General features: G+C 73.6%; 21 protein-coding genes. 10 read left to right on the top strand and 11 right to left on the bottom strand.

Annotation, left to right across the window (positions count from 1 at the left end):
• Window positions 1-33 precede the first annotated feature (33 nt).
• Window positions 34-705 carry a DedA family protein gene (locus tag OHA91_RS31415; protein WP_031149955.1) on the top strand — a complete coding sequence of 224 codons (672 nt, stop codon included), beginning with the start codon at window positions 34-36 and terminating at the stop codon, window positions 703-705.
• Window positions 706-839: 134 nt separating this feature from the next.
• Here OHA91_RS31415 and OHA91_RS31420 read toward each other — a convergent pair whose 3' ends face one another.
• Entirely contained in the window at window positions 840-1,385 is a 546-nt protein-coding gene (locus OHA91_RS31420; RefSeq protein WP_031149957.1) for a gamma carbonic anhydrase family protein, read from the bottom strand.
• Window positions 1,386-1,545: 160 nt separating this feature from the next.
• On the opposite strand from OHA91_RS31420, the gene OHA91_RS31425 reads away from it, so the two are divergent.
• Window positions 1,546-2,409 (top strand): acyltransferase, encoded by an 864-nt coding sequence (locus OHA91_RS31425; protein ID WP_328740460.1) that lies wholly within the window; start codon window positions 1,546-1,548, stop codon window positions 2,407-2,409.
• Between the two features lie 18 nt (window positions 2,410-2,427).
• On the opposite strand, the gene OHA91_RS31430 is transcribed toward OHA91_RS31425, so the two are convergent.
• Window positions 2,428-3,294, bottom strand: a complete 867-nt coding sequence (locus tag OHA91_RS31430) for a DMT family transporter (protein ID WP_031149961.1) — start codon at window positions 3,292-3,294, stop codon at window positions 2,428-2,430.
• Between the two features lie 107 nt (window positions 3,295-3,401).
• On the opposite strand from OHA91_RS31430, the gene OHA91_RS31435 reads away from it, so the two are divergent.
• Entirely contained in the window at window positions 3,402-4,037 is a 636-nt protein-coding gene (locus tag OHA91_RS31435; protein ID WP_078959254.1) for a helix-turn-helix domain-containing protein, read from the top strand.
• On the opposite strand, the gene OHA91_RS31440 is transcribed toward OHA91_RS31435, so the two are convergent.
• Window positions 4,034-4,438: a CoA-binding protein gene (locus tag OHA91_RS31440; protein ID WP_030841981.1), complete on the bottom strand. Its 405-nt coding sequence runs from the start codon at window positions 4,436-4,438 to the stop codon at window positions 4,034-4,036. The two genes, OHA91_RS31435 and OHA91_RS31440, sit on opposite strands and share 4 nt — an antisense overlap.
• A gap of 182 nt (window positions 4,439-4,620) precedes the next feature.
• Here OHA91_RS31440 and OHA91_RS31445 point away from each other — a divergent pair, with 182 nt between their 5' ends.
• The 3 genes from OHA91_RS31445 (at window position 4,621) to OHA91_RS31455 (ending at window position 9,510) form a co-directional block, all read left to right on the top strand.
• Window positions 4,621-5,247, top strand: a complete 627-nt coding sequence (locus OHA91_RS31445) for a YigZ family protein (protein ID WP_031149966.1) — start codon at window positions 4,621-4,623, stop codon at window positions 5,245-5,247.
• Window positions 5,248-5,332: 85 nt separating this feature from the next.
• Window positions 5,333-6,502 carry an exonuclease SbcCD subunit D gene (locus OHA91_RS31450; protein ID WP_266503285.1) on the top strand — a complete coding sequence of 390 codons (1,170 nt, stop codon included), beginning with the start codon at window positions 5,333-5,335 and terminating at the stop codon, window positions 6,500-6,502.
• Window positions 6,499-9,510 carry an AAA family ATPase gene (locus tag OHA91_RS31455; RefSeq protein ID WP_266503287.1) on the top strand — a complete coding sequence of 1,004 codons (3,012 nt, stop codon included), beginning with the start codon at window positions 6,499-6,501 and terminating at the stop codon, window positions 9,508-9,510. Before OHA91_RS31450 ends, OHA91_RS31455 begins: the two co-directional genes overlap by 4 nt.
• 31 nt (window positions 9,511-9,541) lie before the next feature.
• Here OHA91_RS31455 and OHA91_RS31460 read toward each other — a convergent pair whose 3' ends face one another.
• Window positions 9,542-9,988 (bottom strand): Lrp/AsnC family transcriptional regulator, encoded by a 447-nt coding sequence (locus OHA91_RS31460; protein WP_031149972.1) that lies wholly within the window; start codon window positions 9,986-9,988, stop codon window positions 9,542-9,544.
• A gap of 94 nt (window positions 9,989-10,082) precedes the next feature.
• On the opposite strand from OHA91_RS31460, the gene OHA91_RS31465 reads away from it, so the two are divergent.
• A complete protein-coding gene (locus OHA91_RS31465) occupies window positions 10,083-10,598 on the top strand; it encodes a rhodanese-like domain-containing protein (protein ID WP_031149974.1) in 516 nt (171 codons plus the stop codon).
• Between the two features lie 84 nt (window positions 10,599-10,682).
• Here the strand turns inward: OHA91_RS31465 and OHA91_RS31470 are convergent, their stop codons facing one another.
• The 4 genes from OHA91_RS31470 to OHA91_RS31485 form a co-directional block, all read right to left on the bottom strand.
• A complete protein-coding gene (locus OHA91_RS31470; protein ID WP_031149976.1) occupies window positions 10,683-12,386 on the bottom strand; it encodes a DUF885 domain-containing protein in 1,704 nt (567 codons plus the stop codon).
• 243 nt (window positions 12,387-12,629) lie between these two features.
• Window positions 12,630-14,057, bottom strand: a complete 1,428-nt coding sequence (locus OHA91_RS31475; RefSeq protein WP_031149977.1) for a GNAT family N-acetyltransferase — start codon at window positions 14,055-14,057, stop codon at window positions 12,630-12,632.
• A gap of 112 nt (window positions 14,058-14,169) precedes the next feature.
• On the bottom strand, window positions 14,170-15,738 hold the full coding sequence (locus OHA91_RS31480) for an alkaline phosphatase D family protein (RefSeq protein WP_266503292.1): 1,569 nt from the start codon (window positions 15,736-15,738) through the stop codon (window positions 14,170-14,172).
• A gap of 154 nt (window positions 15,739-15,892) precedes the next feature.
• A complete protein-coding gene (locus OHA91_RS31485; RefSeq protein WP_031149981.1) occupies window positions 15,893-16,744 on the bottom strand; it encodes an alpha/beta fold hydrolase in 852 nt (283 codons plus the stop codon).
• 288 nt (window positions 16,745-17,032) lie between these two features.
• Between OHA91_RS31485 and OHA91_RS31490 the strand changes: the two genes are divergently transcribed.
• On the top strand, window positions 17,033-17,800 hold the full coding sequence (locus OHA91_RS31490) for a GntR family transcriptional regulator (protein WP_031149983.1): 768 nt from the start codon (window positions 17,033-17,035) through the stop codon (window positions 17,798-17,800).
• A gap of 146 nt (window positions 17,801-17,946) precedes the next feature.
• Here OHA91_RS31490 and OHA91_RS31495 read toward each other — a convergent pair whose 3' ends face one another.
• The 3 genes from OHA91_RS31495 to OHA91_RS31505 form a co-directional block, all read right to left on the bottom strand.
• Entirely contained in the window at window positions 17,947-19,104 is a 1,158-nt protein-coding gene (locus tag OHA91_RS31495) for an ROK family transcriptional regulator (protein WP_031149985.1), read from the bottom strand.
• A gap of 101 nt (window positions 19,105-19,205) precedes the next feature.
• Window positions 19,206-19,856 (bottom strand): response regulator, encoded by a 651-nt coding sequence (locus OHA91_RS31500; protein ID WP_031149987.1) that lies wholly within the window; start codon window positions 19,854-19,856, stop codon window positions 19,206-19,208.
• A gap of 4 nt (window positions 19,857-19,860) precedes the next feature.
• Entirely contained in the window at window positions 19,861-21,039 is a 1,179-nt protein-coding gene (locus tag OHA91_RS31505) for a sensor histidine kinase (protein ID WP_031149989.1), read from the bottom strand.
• Between the two features lie 108 nt (window positions 21,040-21,147).
• Here OHA91_RS31505 and OHA91_RS31510 point away from each other — a divergent pair, with 108 nt between their 5' ends.
• Both OHA91_RS31510 and OHA91_RS31515 read left to right on the top strand, forming a co-directional pair.
• Window positions 21,148-22,059: an ABC transporter ATP-binding protein gene (locus OHA91_RS31510; protein WP_266503298.1), complete on the top strand. Its 912-nt coding sequence runs from the start codon at window positions 21,148-21,150 to the stop codon at window positions 22,057-22,059.
• A gap of 26 nt (window positions 22,060-22,085) precedes the next feature.
• Window positions 22,086-22,835, top strand: coding sequence for an ABC transporter permease subunit (locus OHA91_RS31515; protein WP_328740463.1), 750 nt, complete (start codon window positions 22,086-22,088; stop codon window positions 22,833-22,835).
• Window positions 22,836-22,870 lie beyond the last annotated feature (35 nt).

Here is a 22,870-nt window from a genome sequence, read left to right on the forward strand (position 1 = left end):
GGCGCGCCGGGGACGATTCGGGAGGACGTACCGGTGCACATCCAGGAATGGCTGGAGACGATTCCGGCGGTCAGCATCTATCTCCTGGTGGGTCTGGTCATCGGCCTGGAGAGCCTCGGCATCCCGCTGCCCGGCGAGATCGTCCTGGTCAGCTCGGCGCTGCTGGCCTCGCAGCACGGGGAGATCGACCCCGTCGTACTGGGGCTCTGCGCGATCACCGGCGCCATCGTGGGCGACTCGATCGGCTACGCCATCGGGCGCAGGGGCGGCAAGCCGCTGCTGGACCGGCTGGGCCGGCGCTTCCCGAAGCACTTCGGACCCCAGCAGGTGGCCCTGGCGGAACGCTCCTTCGAGAAGTGGGGCATGTGGGCCGTCTTCTTCGGCCGGTTCGTGGCGCTGCTGCGGATCTTCGCCGGGCCGCTGGCGGGCGTGCTGCAGATGCCGTACTGGCGGTTCCTCGTCGCCAACGTCCTCGGCGGGATCCTCTGGGCGGGCGGAACGACCGCCGTCATCTACTCGGTCGGCATCGTCGCTGAGCCCTGGCTGAAGCGGTTCTCCTGGCTGGCCCTGGGCCTCGCCGTGGTGTTCGGGCTCGTCGTGACCCTGGTGGTGCGCAGCCGGATGAAGAAGGCGGCCGAGGCCGCCGGGGCAGCCGGCGCGGAGATCCCCGCGCAGTCGGCGGCCCGCGCCACCGTCGGCGACTGACGGCGGCGGAGACGCCGGGGCCGGACCGGCCGGCCGGAGTGGTCGGACGGGGGCCGGGAGGGCTCTCGCACGCGGCGCCGCCCCACCGAGCGGACGGTTCGGGAAGGGCGGGAGCGGCATCCGGGGACGGCGTCCTAGGCGTCCGGGGTGACCGAGGCGCGGTGCTGCTTGGCCAGCTCCACGTACATCAGGGCGTTGATGCGGATGTGCTCGCGCTCCTCCTCGGTCAGCTCGCGCCGCACCTTCGCGGGGACGCCCGCGACGAGCGAGCCGGGCGGGACGACCATGCCCTGCGGGACCAGCGCCTGCGCGGCGACCAGGGAACCGGCGCCGATGACCGCGCCGTTCAGGATGGTGGCGCCCATGCCGATCAGGCAGTCGTCCTCGACGGTGCAGCCGTGCACGACGGCGTTGTGGCCGATGGAGACGCGCTCCCCGATGGACACGGGGAAGCCCGGGTCCACGTGGAGCGTGCAGTTGTCCTGCACGTTGCTGTCGGCGCCGAGGGCGATCGGGCCGCAGTCGGCGCGCAGCACCGCCGAGTACCAGATGCTGGCGCCGGCGGCGAGGGTGACGTCGCCGACCGCGACCGAGGTGGGCGCGGTGAAGGCCGTGGGGTCGATGTCCGGGGTCTTTCCGCCGACACCCGCCACGAGTGCCTGGGCCGCCTGGTGCGTCATGTTCTCTTCCTCTGCCGTCCGTCGTCTGTGGTCAGTGGTCTGTCGTCCTGGTGCCGCGCCAACAGCACGGTAGGGCACACGGCCCACCGCTCCCGCGATGGGGTGAAGATCACAGGATCGTCGTCCGGCCGACCGGGGCCCGGCGCACTACCGTGGCCGGGTGCCGAAGAAACAGAACACGTTCTCATCTGTGGCGGCCCTGCGCCGCAGGCTGGCGAGCCGCGTGGTCCACACCGGCTGGCGCTGGATGCAGCAGGCCGGCGCCGTGACCGCGCAGACTCCGGGCCGGCTGCGGTTCGGTGCGATCGGGGACGGCACCCGGCTCGCGTTCCCGCAGGGCACGGTCTTCGGCGAGCGGTGGATCCGGCTCGGCGGGCACTGCATCATCGGCGAGCAGGTCACCCTGACCGCCGGCATGATGCCGGACCTCGACCTGGGCGCCGAACCGATGCTGGTGCTCGGCGACGGGGTGGTCATCGGCCGGGACAGTCACGTCATCGCGGACGCCCGCATCACGATCGGGTCGAACACCTTCTGCGGGCCCGGCGTCTACATCACGTCCACGAACCACAGCTACGACGATCCGCACGAGCCCATCGGGCGGCAGTGGCCGCGCAGTGCACCGGTGGAGATCGGCTCCGGCTGCTGGCTCGGCACCGGTTCGGTGATCCTGCCGGGCGCGCGACTGGGTCGCAACGTCGTCGTGGCCGCGGGGGCCGTGGTACGGGGCGAAGTGCCCGATCACGCCGTGGTCGCGGGGGCGCCGGCGCGCATCGTACGGCGCTGGACGCCGGAGACGGGCTGGCAGCCGCCGCTGCGGACCCCGGCGCCCGTTCCGATCCCGGACGGCATGACATCGCAGCAGCTGCGGGGGCTGGCCGAGCTCACCGAGGCCGAGCTGGCCGAGGTCGAGCACGCGGGGGCCGAGCACGCGGAGGTCGAGCACGCGGAGGCCGAGCACGCGGAGGCCGGGCGCGCGGGGGCCGGGCACGCGGGGGCCGAGCTCGCCGAGGCCGAGAAGTAGGGCGCCCGTAGGGAAGCCTCAGCCGGCGGCCAGCAGGACCGTTCCCGCGAGGGCCAGGCCGGCACCCGCCGCCTGGACGGTGCGCAGTCGCTCCTTGAGGAAGGCGAAGGCGGCGAGCGCGGTGATCACCGGGTAGAGCGAGGACAGTACGGCGGCCATGGTGACGGGGCCGTTCTGGGCGGCGACGGAGTACGTGCCGTTCGCCGCGACGTCCGCCAGGCCGACGAAGGCCAGCGCGGGCAGCAGCCCCCACAGGATCCGCGGGCCGGTGCCCTCCGGGAGGGCGGGGACACCGCGCCGGGACTGCACCCAGAGGGCTGCGCCGCCGACGGCGACGTTGGTGACCCGCTGGACGAACAGGGCGAGGAAGAGCCCGGTGAGGGTGGTGGAGGCCTGCGCTATCAGGGCCATCACGGCGCCGAAGCCGAAGGCCGCGACCAGGGTGAGGACCACGGCCTGCCGCTGGACGGGGGCGCCGCGCAGTTCGGGTCCGCCGGCGAGGACGATGCCGACGACGGCCACGGCGATACCGGCGAACTGGCCCGGGCCGGGCCGCTCGCCCAGCATCAGCCCGGCGGCGACGGGCACGACCACGCCGAGGGAGCCGAGCGGCGAGACCACGCCCATCGGGCCGAGGGCCAGCGCCTTGTAGAAGCTGAGCATGGCGACCGGTCCGACCAGGCCGGCGGCGACGGCGAACCACAGCCGGGGGTCGGCCTCGTGCCAGGCGCCGGTGCCGAGGACCACGGCGCCCAGCACGACGACGGCGACGACCTGCGAGACGACGACCACCGTGAGCGCCGGTATCTTGCGGGTCAGCAGCCCGCCGCCGAAGTCGGCGAGGCCCCACAGCACGGCTGTGGCCAGGGCGAAGAGGGCGGTCATCGGGAGGCCTCGCAGTACAGTGCAGTGAACGCCGGAGTGCAGCATCGAATACGGAACACGTTAGTGCACCCTGTTGGACCGTGTCATCCAGGATATTGGACGGAATGGTGTCGGATCTCGAACAGCTCAGCCAGGCGCTCGCCCGGAACCTCAAGAGGTGGCGCGGAGAGCGCGGCTTCACGCTGGACTCCCTGGCGGCCCGCGCCGGCGTGAGCCGCGGGATGATCATCCAGATCGAGCAGGCCCGTACGAACCCCAGCGTGGGCACCACGGTCCGGCTGGCCGACGCGCTGGGCGTCAGCATCTCCGCGCTCCTGGACTACGACCGCGGCCCCCAGGTCCGGGTCGTCCCACCGGAGCAGGTGGTGCGGATCTGGTCGAGCGAGGCGGGCAGCTCCACGACCATGCTGATCGGCACCGACGAGCGCGGGCCCATGGAGCTGTGGACCTGGCACCTGGTACCGGGGGAGGGCACGGACTCCGTCCCGCACCCCTCCGGCACCATCGAGATGCTGCACGTCACCGCCGGGGAGCTGACCCTGGTGGTCGGCGAGGAGGAGTTCCGCGTCCCCACCGGAGCCGCGGCCGCCTTCGAGGCCAACCTCCCGCACTCCTACCGCAACGAAGGCTCCGTGCCGATGGAGATGACCCTCGCGGTGTCGGTCCCGCCGGTGTCCGCGCCGGTCCCCGCGACCGCGACCGCGCACGCACACGGCGGCACGGCCGCGGGCCGGGAAGGTTAAAGGGCCGGGATCTCGATCGCCGGGCAGCGGTCCATCACCATCGTCAGCCCGGCCTCGCGGGTCCGGTCGAAGGCGGCCTCGTCGATCACGCCGAGCTGGAACCAGACGGCCTCGGCGCCGACGGCGGCCGCCTGGTCGGCCACGGCCCCGGCCAGCTCGCTGTTCACGAAGACGTCCACCACGTCCACCTTGAACGGGATCGCCTCCAGCGAGGCGTACCCCGGCTCGCCGTGCACGGTCTCGGCCTTGGGGTGCACGGGGACCACGCGCTTGCCGTACTGCTGGAGCACACGGGCCACCCCGTAGGCCGCCCGGTCCCGGTTGTTCGAGAGGCCCACCACGGCCCAGGTGTCGCCGAGCTCGGTGAGGATCTTGCGAATGGTTGCCGGATCGCCGTACACGCGTGCCGCCTCCTGCTGCTGTCTGCCGTCGTCTGCTGCTCAGCCGCATCAACCGAAATCCCGCACCCCCGATTCCCGCTGGCCGCTCGGCACACACCCCGCCCGGCAGGCCGGGCCCGCCCGGGAAGGCGGTGCCGCAGCGGGGCGCCGGGGCCTGAGCGGCCACGGACTAGGGTGGAGCGGTGAAGGCAGACCAGTACGTGACGGTGGCCCGTGAGGGCGTGCACGAGTCGGAGATCAACCGCTCGCGCTTCCTGTGCTCGCTCGCGCCCGCCGCGACCGAGCGGGAGGCGCAGGAGTTCGTCGCACGCATCCGCAAGGAGCACCCCACCGCCTCGCACAACTGCTACGCCTACGTCATCGGCGCCGACGCAGCCGTCCAGAAGGCCAGTGACGACGGGGAGCCCGGCGGTACCGCCGGGGTGCCCATGCTGCAGATGCTCATGCGCCGGGACGTCCGCTACGCCGTCGCCGTCGTCACCCGCTACTACGGAGGCGTCAAGCTCGGCGCAGGCGGGCTGATCCGGGCCTACGGCGGCGTCGTCGGCGAGGCGCTCGACGAACTCGGCACCGTGACCCGGCGGCGCTACCGGCTGGCCACCGTCACCGTCGACCACCAGCGGGCCGGCAAGACCCAGAACGACCTGCGCTCCACCGGCCGGACCGTGGTGGACCTGCGCTACGGGGCCGCCGTGGAGATCGAGGTCGCCCTCCCCGAGGCGGATCTGCCCGCCTTCGAGGCCTGGCTCGCCGACAGCACGGCCGGTACGGCCGCCCTCACCCTCGGCGGGGAGACGTACGCGCCCTGAGCGCCCCCGGGGACGGGTTAGCGTAGTGGGGTTCAGCGAGCGGGAGACGACCAGGGGGAGACGGCATGTGCGGCGGGGCCGGCGAGTGAAGTTCCTGCACACCTCCGACTGGCACCTCGGCCGGGCCTTCCACCGGGTGAACCTGCTCGGCGCCCAGGCCGCCTTCGTGGACCACCTCGTCGAGACGGTCCGCGCGCACGAGGTCGACGCCGTCCTCGTCGCCGGCGACGTCTACGACCGTGCCGTGCCCCCGCTGCCCGCCGTCGAGCTGTACGACCGGGCCCTGCACCGGCTTGCCGGGCTCGGGGTGCCCACCGTCATGATCTCCGGCAACCACGACTCCGCGCGCCGGCTCGGGGTCGGGGCCGGGCTGATCGGCCGCGCCGGGATCCACCTGCGGACCGACCCGGCCGGCTGCGCCGACCCCGTCGTGCTGGCCGACGTACACGGTGACGTGGCGCTGTACGGGCTGCCCTACCTGGAGCCGGCCCTGGTCAAGGACGAGTTCGCCGCGCGGAAGGTCAGCCACGAGGCGGTCCTGGGCGCGGCCATGGACCGGATCCGGGCCGACCTCGCCACCCGCCCGCCCGGCACCCGCTCCGTCGTCCTGGCGCACGCCTTCGTCACCGGCGGGCAGGCCAGCGACAGCGAGCGCGACATCAGCGTCGGCGGCGTCGAGGCCGTGCCCGCCTCCGTCTTCGACGGGGTGGACTACGCCGCCCTCGGCCACCTCCACGGCTGCCAGACGATCAACGAACGGGTCCGCTACTCCGGTTCCCCGCTCGCCTACTCCTTCTCCGAGGCGGACCACCGCAAGACCATGTGGCTGATCGAACTGGGGGCGCAGGGAGAGATCGCCGCCGCCGAGCGCATCGACACCCCCGTGCCGCGCGCCCTCGCGAGGCTGCGCGGACGGATCGACGACCTGCTCGACGACCCCGCGTACGCCGTGCACGAGGACGCGTGGGTGGAGGCCACCCTCACCGACCCGGTCCGTCCCGAGGATCCCATGGCCCGCCTCGCCGCCCGCTTCCCGCACACCCTCACCCTCGCCTTCGACCCCGAGGGCCGCCAGGAGGAGACCGGCGCCTCCTACGCCCAGCGGCTGCGCGGCCGCACCGACCAGCAGATCGCCGAGGACTTCGTCGCCCACGTGCGCGGCGGCGGACACCCGGACGAGGCCGAACGGGCCGTCCTCCAGGGCGCCTTCGACGACGTACGCGCCGACGACAGCCGCCGGGAGACCCACCGATGAGGCTGCACCGGCTGGCCGTCACCGCCTTCGGGCCCTTCGCCGACCCACAGGAGATCGACTTCGACGCCCTGTCCGGCGCCGGGATCTTCCTGCTGCACGGCCCCACGGGCGCGGGCAAGACCTCCGTGCTCGACGCCGTCTGCTACGCCCTCTACGGTTCCGTGCCCGGCGCCCGGCAGGCTCCCGGCACCAGCCTGCGCAGCGACCACGCCGCCGCCGGCACGCCCACCGAGGTCACCCTCGAACTCACCGCGGGCGGCCGCCGCCTGGAGATCACCCGCCGCCCCGAACAGGAGCGTCCGAAGAAGCGGGGCACGGGCACCACCAAGGACAAGGCGCAGAGTTGGCTGCGCGAGCACACCGGCGAGGGCTGGGAGGCGCTCAGCCGCTCCCACCAGGAGATCGGTGAGGAGGTCGAGCAGCTGCTCGGCATGAGCCGCGAGCAGTTCTGCCAGGTCGTGCTGCTGCCGCAGGGGGAGTTCGCCCGGTTCCTGCGCGCCGACGAGGCGGCCCGCGGCCGGCTCCTCGGCCGGCTCTTCGACACCCGCCGGTTCGCCGCGGTCGAGACCCTGCTCGGGGAGCGGCGCCGCGCCGCCGAGGCCAGGGTCCGGGCCGGCGACGAGAAGGTGCTCCACACCGCCCAGCGGCTCGCCCAGGCCGCCGGGGACAGCGCCGATCTGCGGGCCTGGCCGCTGCCCGGACACCAGCCGGGAGACCCCGGGCTGGCCGGGGCGGTCCGCGCCTGGGCGGCCGTCGCCCGCTGCTCGGCCCGGGAACGGCTCGACGTCGCCGAGTACGCGCTGGCCGCCGTCGAAAGCCGGCACGCCGCCGCCCGGCTGGCCGCCGAGGACGCGCGCGAGCTCGACCGGCTCCAGCGCCGGCACGCGGAGACCGCCCGCCGCGCCGCCCTGCTCGCCGAGGCGGGGCCCGAGCGCGAGCGCGTGCGCGGCCTGCTGGACGGGGCCCGGCGGGGCGCCCTGGTGGCCCCCGCCCTGGAACTGCGCGGCGCGGCCTCCTCGGCGCACCTCGCCGCCGCGCACGCCGAGACGGCCGCGCGGGCGGAACTGCCGCCCCCGCTGCGGGAGGCGGGCGCCGAGCAGCTCGCCACCGTCGAGCAGCGGCTGCGCGAGGAGCTGGGCGCGCTCGGCGCCGCCCACCGCGCCGAGCAGCGCTGCGCCGGGATCGGCCGTGAACGGGCCGACCTGGAACGGGAGTCGCGGGCCGCCGAGGAGCAGCACCAGGAGTCCGCCGAGTGGCTGGAGCGCTGGCAGGAGACCCGCACCGCCCTCCAGGAGCGGGTGGACGCCGCGCAGCAGGCCGCCACGCTGGCCGAGCAGCTCGCGGGCCGGCTGGAACCGGCCCGGATGAACCTGAACGCCGCCCGCAGGCGGGACGAGTTCGCCGCCGACGCCGAACGTGCCGAGGGCGAACTGCTCGACCTGCGCGAGGAGTCGGCCGCCGCGCGCGAAAGCTGGCTGGAGCTCAAGGAGGCCCGGCTGCGCGGAATCGCCGCCGAGCTCGCCGAGGCACTGGTGGCCGGAGAGGCCTGCACCGTGTGCGGATCCGCGGAGCACCCCGCTCCGGCCCGCCCCGCCCCCGGCCACGTGGACCGGGCCGCCGAGGACGCCGCCCACGCCGCCTTCGAAGAGGCCGAGCAGGCCCGGGCCGCCGTCGAGCGCCGCCTGGCCGCCGCCCGGGAAGCCCGCGCCGAGGCGGCCTCCGCCGCCGGGGACGCCACCACCGCCGAACTCCTGGCCCTGACCGCGGACCTGAGTGCCCGCCACGCCGCCGCCCACGCGGCGGCCGCCGGCCTGCACGCCGCCCGCGAGCAGCTCGCCCGGGCCGAACGGGAGCACTCCGCGCGCAGTGCCGACCGGCTCGACGCCGAGACCCGGGCCGCCGCCCGCGCCTCCCGCCGCGAGGCCCTGGACCGGGAGCAGGCCTCGCTGGAGGCCGAACTCGCCCTCGTACGCCGCGACGCGCCCACCGTCGCGGCCCGTGCCCGGACCCTGGAGGACCGGGTCCGCATCGTCGCCGGGGCCGCGGCCTGCCTGCGCCGGGCCGAGACGGCCGCCGCCCGGCTGAAGGAGGCCGACGACCAGCTCGCCGACGCCGCCTTCAAGGCCGGCTTCGACACCATCGAGGCCGCCGCCGACGCCGTCCTCCCCGAGTACGAACGCACCGCGCTCCAGCACCGGTCGGACGCCTGGCAGGCGGAGGAGGCCCTCCTGGCGGACCGCCTCGGCGAGAGCGGCACCGCCGAGGCGGCGGCGCTGCCTCCGGCCGCACCGGACGCGGCCGAGGCGTACGCGGTACGGGCCGCGGCGAAGCTTCGTACGGCAGGCTCCGCCTGTGACGCGGCCCGGGTCCGCTGCACCGAGCTGGACCGGCTCTCCCGGCAGATGGAGCAGGAACTGCGCGCGCTCGGCCCGCTGCGGGAGGCCTACGACCGGGTGGCCCGGCTGGCCGGCCTGACCGCGGGCACCTCCGCCGACAACGAGCGCAGGATGCGCCTGGAGGCCTACGTACTGGCCGCCCGCCTGGAGCAGGTTGCCGCCGCCGCGACGGTACGGCTGCTGCGCATGTCCGGTGGCCGCTACACCCTGGTCCACTCCGACGCGCGAGCGGGTGGACGGGGGCGTTCCGGCCTCGGGCTGCACGTGGTCGACGCCTGGACCGGCAGCGAGCGGGACACCGCCACCCTGTCCGGCGGCGAGACCTTCTTCGCCTCGCTCGCCCTCGCGCTGGGCCTCGCCGACGTGGTCACCGACGAGGCGGGCGGCACGCGCCTCGACACCCTCTTCATCGACGAGGGTTTCGGCAGCCTCGACGACCAGGCGCTGGACGAGGTGCTCGACGTGCTGGACTCGCTGCGCGAGCGGGACCGCAGTGTCGGCATCGTCAGCCACGTCGCCGACCTGCGGACCCGGGTCCAGGCCCAGCTGGAGATCGTCAAGCAGCGCGGCGGCTCGGTGGTGCGCCACCGCACGGCGGCCCTCACGGACTGAGCGGATCACGGACCGAGCGGGCCCGGAAGGCTCACGGGCTGAGCGGGCGGCGGGGCAGCGGCGAGGAGTAGACGATGCTCGTCGTCACCGAGCCGAGTCCCGAGATCCGGCCGGTGACCTCCTCCAGGTGCCCCATCGAGCGGGTCGCGACCTTGAGGACGAAGCAGTCGTCGCCCGTGACGTGATGGGCCTCCAGGATCTCCGGGGTGGCCTCCAGGAAGTCGTGGAACGGCTTGTAGTTGCCGTGCGGATAGCGCAGCCGCACCAGCGCCAGGATCGACTTGCCGAGCTTCTCCGGGTCCACCACGGCCGTGTAGCCGGTGATCACTCCGGCCTCCTCCAGCCGGCGGACCCGCTCGGTGACGGCGCTCGCGGACATGGACACGGAGCGGGCGAGCTCGGTGAAACTGGCGCGGCCGTCCCGCTGGAGCGCTTCGAGGATCCGCCAGTCGGTGGCGTCAGGGGAATAGTCGGTCATGTGGCAGGTCTAGCAGGGGATTCCCCGGTGAGACAAGGAGAAGGCCGGGGAAACCGACTTCCAGGGATGATCAACAGATCGTAGATTTCTGGCCATGACGACGACGCAGAACGCCTCCTCCGCCCCCGCCGCCACCAACCCGGTGCTCCGCGTGCCCCCGGCCTCCCCGGCCGCGGCCGCCGCGTACTTCGCTGCCAGCCTGGCTTTCCACGCGGACGTCTCGGACGTCGCGAGCGCCTTCAAGGCCCACCGCGAGACGGGCGCCGAGCTGGGCTTCCAGCTCGTCGACTCCCGCTCCACGCCCTCCTGGGACCAGGCGCACGTGCCCGGTGCGATCCACCTGCCCACCGCCCTGGTCCCGGAGCAGGCCGAGCGGCTCCTGGACAAGGACCTCCCCGTGGTGACGTACTGCTGGGGCCCCGGCTGCAACGGCGGCACCCGCTCCGCCCTCGCCCTGGCCGAACTGGGCTTCCAGGTCAAGGAGATGCTCGGCGGCATCGAGTACTGGATCCGGGAGGGCTTCGAGGTCGAGACCTGGCAGGGCACGCAGCAGCGCGGCGAGGCCGACCCGCTGACCGCGCCGACCGACTCGGACGACTGCGGCTGCTGATGTGCCCGCCCCACGCGCACGGGCCGCCCGCTCCCGGGGGAGAGGAGCGGCCCGTACCTCGTCCGGCAGCCGGCTGCGGTGCCGTCAGAGCTTCGAGAGCTCGTCCAGCAGGTCGTCCAGCCCCAGCGAACCCTGCGACAGCGCCGCCATGTGCCAGGCCTTCAGGTCGAAGGAATCGCCGTGCGCGGCACGTGCGTTGTCCCGGCCCAGCAGCCAGGTGCGCTCGCCCAGCTTGTAGCCGATCGCCTGCCCCGGCATGGACAGGTAGCGGGTCAGCTCGCTCTCCACGAACTCCGCCGGCCGGCCGCTGTGCAGGCCGAAGAACTCCTGCGCGAGGTCCACGGTCCACGTCTCGCCCGGGTGGAACGGCGAATCCGCCGGGATCTCCAGGCCCAGGTGCATGCCGATGTCGACGATGACCCGCGCCGCGCGCATCATCTGGCAGTCCAGGTAGCCCAGGCGCTGCTCGGCGTCCTTGAGGTAGCCCAGTTCGTCCATCAGCCGCTCCGCGTACAGCGCCCAGCCCTCGCAGTTGGCGCTGACCCAGCCGACGGTGGCCTGGTAGCGGGAGAGCTGGTCCGCCACGTGCGTCCACTGCGCGAGCTGCAGGTGGTGGCCCGGCACGCCCTCGTGGTACCAGGTGGACACCAGGTCGTAGACCGGGAAGCGGGTCTGCCCCATGGTGGGCAGCCAGGTGCGGCCGGGCCGGGAGAAGTCCTCCGACGGGGAGGTGTAGTACGGAGCCGCGGGGCCGCCCGGAGGGGCGATGCGGGACTCCACCTTGCGGACGCGCTCGGCCAGTTCGAAGTGGGTGCCGTCGAGGTTCTCGATGGCCTCGTCCATCAGGCCCTGCAGCCAGGCCTGGACCTCGTCCACCCCCTCGATGTGGGTGCCGTGCTCGTCCAGGTGCTTCAGCGCCTCCCAGGGGCCGGCGCCCGGGAGGATCTTGGCCGCCTCGGTCTTCATCTCGGCGAGCAGCCGGTGGTACTCCGACCAGCCGTAGGCGTACGCCTCGTCCAGGTCCAGGTCGGTGCCGTTGAAGTACCGGGACCAGCGGGCGTAGCGCTCGCGGCCCACCGTGTCGGGCCGGCCCTCGACGGCGGGGGCGTACACCGCGGCCATCCAGTCGCGCAGTTCGACGACGGCGGCGGTGGCGCCGGCGGCCGCCGTGTCCAGCTCGGCGCGCAGGGCCTGGGGGCCGCCGGAGGCGAAGTCCTCGAAGAAGGCCGCGGCGGAGCCGTCCTGGCCGGCCCAGGTGGTCAGCTGGCCGATCATGGTCTCGGTGGCGCGCGGGCCGCCGTACAGACCGCGGTCCAGGCCGAGCTGCAGGGTCTCGCGGTAGCCGGCGAAGGCGGTGGGGACGGCTCGCAGCCGCTCGGCGATGGCCGCCCAGTCCTCGTCGGTGTCGGCCGGGGTGAGGGAGAAGACCTCGCGGACCGAGTGCACGGGGCTGTGGATGTTGCTGACCGCGCGCAGGTCCTCGTCGGCCTCGTGCACCGCGAGCTCGGCCGTGAGGCGTTCGCGGAGCAGGCGGCCGCAGCGGCGCTCGGCATCGCTGTCGGCGCCGGGCAGCGCCTCGGCGGCGTCGAGGCGGGCGAGGGTCTCACGGGAGAGCTCGGCGACGGCGGCGCGGCCCGCCGGGGAGAAGTCGGGGAGCTTGGCGGAGCTCTCGGCTACACCCAGGTAGGTGCCGGTGATCGGGTCGAGGGCGATGAGGCCGTCGACGTAATCGTCGGCCACCTGGCGGGGCAGCCGGGGGGCGCTGCCGGTGTGGAGGGTCTCTGACATGCGGCCATCTTCGTATGTCATGCGTACTCCCGTCATCACCGATTGTCGTCAGCCTCCTGACACGGGCTGGAGCACGGCTGTCGGAAGCGGCGCGAAGTGATCAACCGGCCCTGCGCACAAGCGACTTCAGGGGATCCGGGGGACGCGGCCGGTGACGGCGAGGTCCGGAGTTTGGCCGGATCTGAACGGAGGCGCCCGCTCCGGCCGGAGCGGGCGCCCGGGGGTTCCGCGGTCGGCCGGGGCTCAGTGCGGGCGGCGCGGAGCCTGGTGCTCGTGCGGCAGCCCGAGGGGGAGTTCGTACGGGAGCCGCGAGCCGACGGGCTTCGCGTCCAGCCGGGCCGTGATCACCAGCGTGCCCTCCTCGATCTGGTAGTCGAGGGGGAGGCCGAGGCCGCGCATGGCGGCGACCATGCCGGTGTTGGCGGCCTGGGTGACGGCGTACACGCTGTCGCACCCGGCCTCGACGGCCATGGCGACGAGCCGGCGCAGCAGCTCGGAGCCGATGCCGCGGCGCTGCCAGTCGTCCTCGATGAGCAGGGCGATCTCGGTCTCGTCGCCGTCCCACAGCAGGTGGCCGAGGGCGACGAGCTTGCCGGAGGCGGTGGTGGCGGCGAGGGTGCGGCCGAAGCGGGGGCTGAGCAGGTGGCCGAGGTAGCGGTCGGCGTCGGCGACGGGGCCGTGGTAGCGCAGCCCGAGGGTCCGCTCGGAGCAGCGGTCGTGCATCGCGCGGGCCGCGGGCAGGTCGGAGGCGTCGGCACGGCGCACGGTGATCTCGTTGCCCTCGGGGAGGGTCAGTACGTCCTGGCTGCGCGGGACGCGCGGGCCGAGCCGGGCGTCGAGCTCGACGAGGGCGCGGGCCCGGGCGAACTCGGTCGGCGTGAAGGGCAGGTAGGGCCGCTCCACGGTGATCGCACCGCCCGAGGGGTCACGCAGCCGCATGACCGTCGCCTCCAGCACGCCCTCGACGGGGGCGTCCGCGCCGGCGTTCGGGCGTCCGGAGAGGGTGGTCGCCGGGATCGAGTGGATCGTGCACCGGCCGAGCAGCTGGCGCAGGGCGAGGGGGAGCTCGGCGGCGTCCAGCGCGGTGCGGGTGGCCAGGCCCAGCAACCGGGTCGGGGTGTCGACGAGGTCGTGGGCGTCGGCGCGCTCGATCCAGGTGCTGTGGCCTCCGGCCCGGGAGACGGCGCGGGTGAGGTCGCCGGAGGGGAGCTGCTGCGGGGCGCGCAGCAGGAACTCGTCCACGGTGCCGCCCTCGGGCAGCGGGTGCGTCTGGAGGGTCAGGATGTCCACGCCGTTGCGGGCGAGGGCGGTGCACAGGACGGCCAGGGAGCCGGGCTGGTCGCGTACGGTCGTGCGCATCCGCCACAGGGCGGTGGCCCCGGCGGACCCGGGGGCGGCGGCCGCCGACGGTGCCGGATCGCCCGGCGGCGGTGTGCTGGGCGGCGGCGCATGGCTGTGGCGCCGCGCCCACCACGTGTGGAACGCCGCGGTCACCAGCAGCGCGATGGCCGAGGCGACCAGCAGGATCGGGCCCCGGGGGCCGTGCACGACGAGATTGGCGATGGCGTCGGCGACCGCGACGGCGCAGAACAGTGCGGCGAGTTCGACGACGTCGCGGCGCCAGTGGTGGCGGTGGGGACGCTGGGCGGAGGCGTGGGTACGGTCAGTCATGCACACCACTGTTGCCCAAGGGTGTTGCGTGATCACGAACGATCTGTGACCGACTGGTTAAGTGTCCATCTGGCCGATTTCACCCAGTTTTCGGGGCCTTCTCCCGGTCGCCCTACTGGCCCACGCGCCCGGGCTGGAGGGTCCGGGTGAAGAGTACGTCCCCTCCCTGGCGGCGCAACCGGACGGTGAGTTCCCCGCTGCCGCCGTCGATGTCGACCTCCCCGTAGTACGGGGGGTTCTCTGACGGCGACATGTTGGCGAAGGGGGCCGACTGGACGAAGGCCGTCTGCGGGCCGAAGGTGGCGTCGAGCCGCCCGGCCGGGAAGCCGCCGGCCCCGATGGGGCCGGAGACGAACTCCCAGAACGGCGCGAAGTCGGTGAAGGCGGCCCGCTCGGGCGAGTAGTGGTGGGCGGCGGTGTAGTGCACGTCGGCGGTGAGCCAGAGGGTGCCGGTGATCCGCTGGTGCTTGATGTGCCGCAGCAGCTCGGCGATCTGCAGCTCCCGGCCCAAAGGGGCGCCCGGGTCGCCCTGGGCGACGGCCTCGAAGTTCGCTGCCCCGTCGGGGACGACGATGCCCAGGGGCATGTCGGATGCGATGACCTTCCAGGTGGCCCGGGAGCGGGATAGCTCGCGCTTGATCCAGGCCAGCTGCTCGGCGCCGAGGATGCCGATGGGGTCCTCGGCCCGGTCGCCGGGGGAGTTGGCGTTGCGGTAGGTGCGCATGTCGAGCACGAAGACGTCGAGGAGCGGGCCGTACCGCATCACGCGGTACATCCGGCCCTCGGCGCGGCCGCCGCGCAGGTCGGTCACCGGGAAGTACTCGCCGAAGGCGCGGCGGGCCCGGGTGGCGAGGGTGTCGGCCTCCTTGACGGTGTAGCGGGGGTCGTCGATCAGCTGGCCCGGGTACCAGTTGTTGCGCACCTCGTGGTCGTCCCACTGGGCGAGGACGGGGACCTGGGCGTTGAAGTCGAGGAGGTTGCGGTCGAGGAGGTTGTAGCGGAAGTTCCCGCGGAACTCGTCGAGGGTCTCGGCGACCTTGGACTTCTCGGCCGTGGTGACGTTGCGCCAGACGGTGCCGTCGCGCAGGGGCACGGCCGACTTGATCGGCCCGTCGGCGTAGATCGTGTCCCCGCTGAAGAGGAAGAAGTCGGGGTTGCGCCGGCCCATCTCGTCGAAGACGCGGTAGCCGCCGACGTCGGGGTTGATGCCCCAGCCCTGGCCCGCCAGGTCCCCGGACCACAGGAAGCGCACGTCGCGGCGGCGCGAGACCGGGGTGGTGCGGAAGGTGCCGTGGACCGGCTCGGCGGTGCGGCGGGGGTCGTCGGGGTCGGCCAGGACGACCCGGTAGTGCACCTGCTGCCCGGGCGGGAGATCGCGCAGGACGGTCGTTCCGGTGAAGTCGCTCGACGGGCCGAGCAGCGGGCCGCGGTGGCGGCGTACGGCGTAGCGGAACGCCTCGCTGGGAGAGGTCTCGACGTACATCCGCGCGAGGCGGTCGGAACGGGTCCACACGGTGGCCGAGTGCGCGGTGATCTCGCCGGACTGGACGCCCCAGTGCGCGTTCGGCCGGCCGGAGCGGGCGAAGGCGGGGGCGGCGAGCGTCGGAGCGGCAAGCAGCGCGGAGGACAGGGCGAGGGAACCGCCGATGAGGGACCGTCGGGTGTGTGGGGTCGATGCCATCGGTGCGTCTCCAGGGGGCGGCGAGGACGGGTCGGACCAGCGTGCGGTCGCGCACCGGCCCGGCCGCGTCGCCCACGCGAACCGCGGATGAACAGCCGCCGGCCGCTCATCCGTTCAGACGTTCAACCTCTTGACCGGGACCCGGTCCGCACACTCACGCGACCGGGACGGCGGCGCGGCGTGCCGTGTCCAGCACCACGCGGGCGACGAGCGCCGGATCGTCGCTCATCGGGACGTGGCCGCAGCCCGGGAGGCGGACCAGCCGTGCGCCGGGGACGGTGTGCTTGGCGCGGACGCCCTGACGGCGCAGCAGCAGCCGGTCGCGGGTGCCCCACGCGATGGTGACCGGCAGCCCCGGCACGTCCTCGGTGAAGCGTACGGAACCACCTGCGGCCAGGGTGTCCTCGAATCCGGTGGCGTGGCGCAGGGCGAGGGTCTCGGCGACCACGGCCTCGGGCGAACGGCGCGACGGGCGTGCGTAGATGGTGCCCGTGAGCGCGGCGCGGCCGGCGGCGCTGCGCGCGAGCCGGTCGACGGCGGGGAGGGGCAGCGTCCGGGCGCCGGCCCGCATGGCGAGGAGCGCGGCGAAGGCGTAGCGGCGTTCGCCCTCGGTCCAGAACCCGGCGGGGGAGAGGGCCGTGACCGAGCGGACGAGATTGCTCCGGCCCATTTCGAGGGCGAGCAGGCCGCCGAGGGAGTTGCCCGCGACGTGCGGGCGCTCGACGCCGAGGGCCGTGCAGAGTGCTCCGAGCGCCGGGGCCACGGTGTCCAGGGAGTACGGAACGCCCTTGGGCAGCGGCTCCGAGGCACCGAAGCCGGGCAGGTCGACGGCGATCACGTCGTGCTCGGCGGCCAGGATGTCGGTCACCGGGTGCCAGGCCTGGAGGTGGTGGCCGATGCCGTGCAGGAGGAGAAGCGGTTCGCCCGAGCCCTTGCGCTCGTAGGCGACGGTGGCGGTGCGGGGGCCGAGCGGCGAATCGATCGTGAAGGAGACCGTGGCGGTCATGCTGCTCCTCGTCGGTTGGACGGCTGCGAGACAGGCTGTCAGGAGTGCCCACCGCCATGATTACCGTCGGGTAGCCCTTGACTACAAGCCCCTGCGGCGTACGAGAACATCCCGTGAACGGCTTGATACATATGCCCGATCTGCCCGGCAAAGGTATGAGCATTGGTCTTGACCAAGGGGGTGCACCGTCCTATCGTCGCAGGGATAGTGCAGGAACCTTTAATAAACAAAGGCGCGGAACTGCCGCTGGAACACACGGCGAGTGCAGCGATGGCAGGAGGAGTCAGGGTGGGGACCACGCAGCTCGAAACGGTGCCGGAGCCGAAGTACTGGCACCTCAAGACCGTCCTCAGCGAGGCGCTCGACCAGGACTTCGCCGTCGGCGAGGTGCTGCCCAACGAGCGTGAACTCGCAGCCCGCTTCGGAGTCGCCCGCGCGACCCTGCGTCAGGCGCTGGAGCAGCTGGAGCTCGAAGGCCGGCTGCAGCGCCGCCGCGGCGTCGGCACCACCGTCGCCCCGCCGCGCGTCGGCGTCGCCGTCGGCAGCGCGCAGCACAGCTGGCCGGGGGAGGCCGTCGACGGCTGGGAGCCGCAGGACGCCTCGGAGTCCCTGCCGCCCGCCGCGGTGCTGAAGCTCCTCGGAACGGGTGGGGCGTTCGCCGCCGACCAGCCGGTTCACACCGTGCGCCGCACCAGGATGACGAACGGTCAGGCCGTCGCCGCCGAGCTGCTGTACGTGCCGGCCGCCTCGGTGCCCGGACTGCCCGCCATCGAGGCCCCGTCGGGTCCTGCCCGTGCGCGTGCCGTCCTGCGCGAGCTGCAGCGGCTGGTCCTCGACGGCCAGGACCGCTCGGTGGAGCTGGGCTCCGCCCGCGCCGACGACGCCAAGGAACTGGACCGGCTGCCCGGCGCTCCGGTGCTCCTGGTCACCACGCGGTACTTCACCGCCGCAGGCACGGCGGCGGTCTCGGTGGCGACCTACCGCGCCGACACCTGCCGCCTCACCTTCGGTGACTCGGGCGGCGTCGAGATCACGCACGAGCCCGTCGCCTCCTGACACCGGACGAAGCCGGTACGGCCGTGGCCCCCCCCGCAGATGCGGGGCGGGGGCCACGGCCGTACCGGCTTTCCGGGGTGCGCGGGCGGGGCAGCGAGTGCTTGTGCTGTGCGCCGGTGTGCTGTGATGCGGGGCTGTGCGGGGCGTCAGCGGCGGCGGGCCGTGACGGTCTTCTCCACCGCGAAGAGCTCCTCCTCGACGTGGTCGAGCGCGAGTCGGAGGGCACCGGTCGCAACCGCCGCCTCACCGAGCAGCGACAGGGCCACGCGCGGCGGGCGCAGGCAGTAGCGCTCCAGCTCCCGGCGCAGGGGTTCCAGGACCCCGTCCAGGCCGGCCGCCCAGCCGCCGACCACCACCAGCTCCGGATCCATCGCCAGGACCAGCGCCGCCACGTCGTGGACCAGGCGCTGCAGGAACCTTTCCACTGCGGCGACCGCCCGCTCGTCGCCCCGCTTGGCCTTCGCGAAGACCTCGGCGACCGCCGGCTCGTCCAGCGGGTGCAGCGGCTCGCCCGTCGTCGACAGCAGCCGCTCCGGCGTCGCCTCGCGGCCCAGCAGGTGCAGGGCGCCGATCTCTCCGGCCGCCCCGCCGAAGCCCCGGTGGAGTCGGCCGCCGATGAGCGAGCCCGCGCCGGGACTGAGTCCCGCCATCACGAACACCATGTCGCCGGTGTCACGCGCGGCGCCCTTCCAGTGCTCGGCGACGGCCGCCGCGTTGGCGTCGTTCTCCACCTGTACCGGGCACCGGAACGAGCGCCGCAGGCGGTCCCCGAGCGGCAGCCCGGTCCAGCCGGGCAGGGCGGTGCCGAGGCGTACCGTGCCGTCCGCCTCCACGATCCCGGGGCTGCCGACCCCGACCGCCCGCAGGGAGTCCCGCGGCACGCCGGCGCGGCGCAGGAGATCGGCGACGGCCGCGCGCACCCGCTCCAGCCGCTCGTCGGCCGACGCCGTCTCCGCGACCTCCTTGGTGCCCGCGCCGATGATGCGGCCGTCCAGCCCGGACAGCAGGACCGCGACCCGGTGCGAGCCGATCTCTATGCCGAGCAGGTGTCCGGCCTCGGCCCGGAACCGGAACCGTCTGGCCGGCCGTCCCTGCCGCCGCGCGCCCTCCTCCGCGTCGGCCTCGACGACGAGCCCGGTCCCGATCAGCCCCTCCACGACCCCTTCGACGGTCGGCCGGGAGAGACCGGTCAGCCGTGTGAGGTCGGTGAGGGTCGGCGACCCGGCCGTGCGCAGTGCACGCAGCACCACCGCGGAATTGATCCGCCGAAGCAGAGAGGGATCCCCGCCGGTCAGCTGCCCCAACGTGTGTCCTCCCAGCTAGCGAGCTTGTCAGCCGGATCGTACTGCGCGTCGGGTGCGGCGGCGAGAAGCAGCCCCCCATCGGTCGGAGCAGGCCCTTCCTCTCAGGCGGGTGAGACGAAGCCCGACTCGTACGCCGTGATCACCGCCTGGGTGCGGTCCCGGGCCCCCAGCTTCGCCAGGATCGCACTGACATGGGACTTGACCGTCTCCGTGCCGATGATCAGCTCGGACGCGATCTCCACGTTGGTGAGCCCCCGCGCCATGAGCCGCAGGACCGCCTCCTCCCGTTCGGTCAGGGCGGCCCGCTCCAGCACCGCCCGCGCCTGCCGGTTGCCGTACTCCGCGGCCAGGGCCCGCACGGCCGCAGGGAAGAGCAGGGTCTCGCCCTCCGCCACCAGCCGTACGGCGTGCACGATCTCGGAAGGCCGGGCCCGCTTCAGGAGGAACCCGTCCGCTCCGGCCCGCAGCGCCTGGTAGACGTACTCGTCGTTCTCGAAGGTGGTCACCACGAGGATCTTCGGCGGGGAGTCCACCGTACGCAGCACCGCGCGGGTCGCCTCGATCCCGTCGAGCAGCGGCATCCGCACGTCCATGGCCACCACGTCCGGCCGCAACTGCCGCACGAGCGGGATCACGGAGGCGCCGTCGGCCGCCTCACCCACCACCTCGATGTCGGGCTGGGCGTCCAGGACGGCGCGCAGACCCGCGCGGACCAGGGGTTCGTCGTCGACGAGCAGTACGGTAACCGGCATCCGGTCAGCGTATTCGCTCCAGCGGAAGCCGTGCGCGCACCCTCCAGCCGCCCTCGTGCGGTCCGGTCTCGGCCTCCCCGCCGAGCAGCGCGGCCCGTTCCCGTATCCCGCGCAGTCCGCTGCCGCCGCCGAGCGTGACGCCGGGGCGCTCGGGCAGTGGGTTCGTCACCTCCATTTCCAGCCGGTCCACGGCCATCTCCACCCGCACCCGGACCGGTACGGGACCGCAGTGGCGCAGCACGTTGGTGAGCGACTCCTGCAGGATGCGGTACCCCTCCCGGGTTACAGGCCCCGGCAGCTTCTCCAGCGGCCCGGTCAGTTGTGCGTCCACCTCGGAGCCGGAGGCCCGGGCCGACTCCAACAGCCGGTCGGCCTCCGCCAGCGTCGGCCGCTGTGACGGCGGCTGCCCGGACTCCCGCAGCACCCCGAGCACCCGCTCCAGGTCCTCCAGCGCGGCCCGGCCCGTCTCCTCGATGGCGCACAACGCCCGGTCGGTGAAGGCGGGATCACCCGCGGCGCGCGCCGCCCCCGCCTGCACGACGGCCACGGTCAGCGCGTGCCCGATCGAGTCGTGCAGCTCCCGCGCGATCCGGGTGCGCTCCAGCAACTGCTCCGTACGCGCCTCCAGGGCGCTCAGCCGCTCGGCCGCCGAAGGACCGAGCAGCCGGGTGGCGATCGCAGTGATCAACTCGCCGAGCAGGACCACGACGACCATCAGGACGAGGAGCGGAACGGGCACCAGCAGCGCGGCGACCCAGCGACGCTCGGGTATGAGCGGTGCCAAGGGCCCCGGATCCGGTGAAAAGCCGAGCGCGTTCGCGAACAGTTCGACGGTCAGCGCGGGCATCCAGACGGTGGCGGCCACCGCCCCCGTCGCTATGACCATCCGCGTCTCCAGCCACAGCACCGTACGCCAGCGGTCGCCCCAATGCGCCGAAGGAGCCAGGCTTATGGAGCCGTCGGCGGAGCCGCGGTCATACGGCGTGAGCAGGAACTGAGCCTGGAGCCCCTCCGCCAGCCGCACCCAGGGAACCAGCCCGAACGGCAGGACGAGCAGCATCGGCCCCCACGGCCACTCCGGCACCACGAACATCCATATGGCCAGCAGCAGCAGGGGCACGCAGAGGTGCAACCAGCGTGAATAGGTCACTGGTTGGAACGGAGCCCGCAGCAGTCGGTACATGGCTCCATGGTGGCAGTGCCCTGCTCGCGGCCGTCTCCCCCACGTGGGGGAGACGGCACCCTCGCATGGGGGAGGGAAGGGGGTGGGGCCGGCGGCGAACCTTGAGCCATGAACAGCATCGAGATCCGAGAACTGACCAAGGCATACGGCGCCCACCGTGCGGTGGACGGCCTCACCTTCGATGTCCTGCCCGGGCGGGTCACCGGATTCCTGGGCCCCAACGGCGCCGGGAAGTCGACCACCATGCGCCTGCTGCTGGGCCTGGACCGGCCCACCGCCGGCACGGCCACCATCGGCGGCCGACGCTACCTGGACCTGCCCGACCCGCTGCACCGGGTCGGCGCCCTCCTGGACGCGCAGTCGGCCCACGGCGGGCGCACCGCCCGCGACCACCTGCGCTTCCTCGCCGCCGCAGGCCGCATTCCGGCACGCCGGGTGGACGAGGTCCTGGAGCAGGCCGGGATGGCATCCGTGGCGGGGCGGCGGATCAAGTCCTTCTCACTCGGCATGCGCCAGCGCCTCGGCATAGCCGCCGCGCTGCTGGGCGACCCCGGCGTGCTCCTCCTGGACGAGCCGACCAACGGCCTCGACCCCGAGGGCATCATCTGGATCCGCGAGCTGATGCGCGGCCTCGCCGCCGAAGGGCGCACCGTGCTGGTCTCCAGCCACCTGATGTCCGAGACCTCCGCGCTCGCCGACCACCTGGTCGTGCTCGGCAACGGCAAGCTGCTGGCCGACACGTCGATGGAGGAGTTCATCGACGCCCGCAGCACCCGGAGGGTGCGCCTGCGCACCTCCGAACCGGGCCGGCTGCGGACCGCGCTCGCCCGGGACGGCTTCGATCTGGCCGACGCGGCCGACGGGCGATGGACCGTCGAGGGCATACAGGCCGAGCAGCTCGGCAACCTGGCCGCCCGTGAGGGCATTCCCGTGCTGGAACTGTCCGACGAGCGCGCCTCACTGGAGCAGGCCTACCTCGACCTCACCGCCGATCACGCGCAGTTCACCGCAACCCACTGACTTCCCGACCTCCAGGAGGCCCCGCCATGCGCGCCGCTCTGCCCACCGTCCCCACCCTGCACTCGGAATGGATCAAGATACGGTCCCTGCGCGGCAGCCTCGGGGGGCTCATAGCCGTCTTCGTCGTCACCGCGGGCATCCAGGCGCTGACGGCAGCCGCCATCGGCCGGTCCGAGGACGGCAGCATGGGTGACGATCCGCTCTTCGCGGCCTACTACGGCATCTCCTTCGGCCAGATCGCCGCCATGGTCTTCGGCGCGGGCGCCGTGTCCTGCGAGTTCCACAACGGGGCGCTGCGCACCTCGCTGGCAGCGGTGCCCAACCGCACCCGCTTCTACCTGTCGAAAATCGCTACGGTGGGCGTCCTGGCCCTGCTGGCGGGTCAGATCACCGGGCTGGTCACCTTCGTCGCGGGTCAGGCGTTCATGGGGCAGTACGCCCTCGAGCTCGGCGACCCGGGTACCTACCGTGCCGTCGTCGGCAGCGGGCTCTACCTCACGATGATGGCACTGTTCGCGGCCGGGCTGACCGCGGTGCTGCGCAGTGGGACGGTCGTGCTGAGCCTGCTCATACCCTTCGTCCTGCTGGTGTCCTTCGTCGTCGGCGAGGCCGCGGGCGGCGCGGCCCAGTTCCTGCCGGACCGCGCCGGGCAGTTGGTGCTGCACGCCCAGACGCAAGGCGACCTCGGGCCCTGGACCGGGCTCGGCGTGATGGCCCTGTGGGCCGGGGCTGCCGTGCTCGGCGGATGGCTGGCGGTGCGCCGCAGGGACGCGTGACAGCAGGCCAGTTGTCAGTGCTGCTCGGGATACTG

The sequence above is a fragment of the Streptomyces erythrochromogenes genome (assembly GCF_036170895.1).
Classification (GTDB): Bacteria; Actinomycetota; Actinomycetes; order Streptomycetales; family Streptomycetaceae; genus Streptomyces; species Streptomyces erythrochromogenes.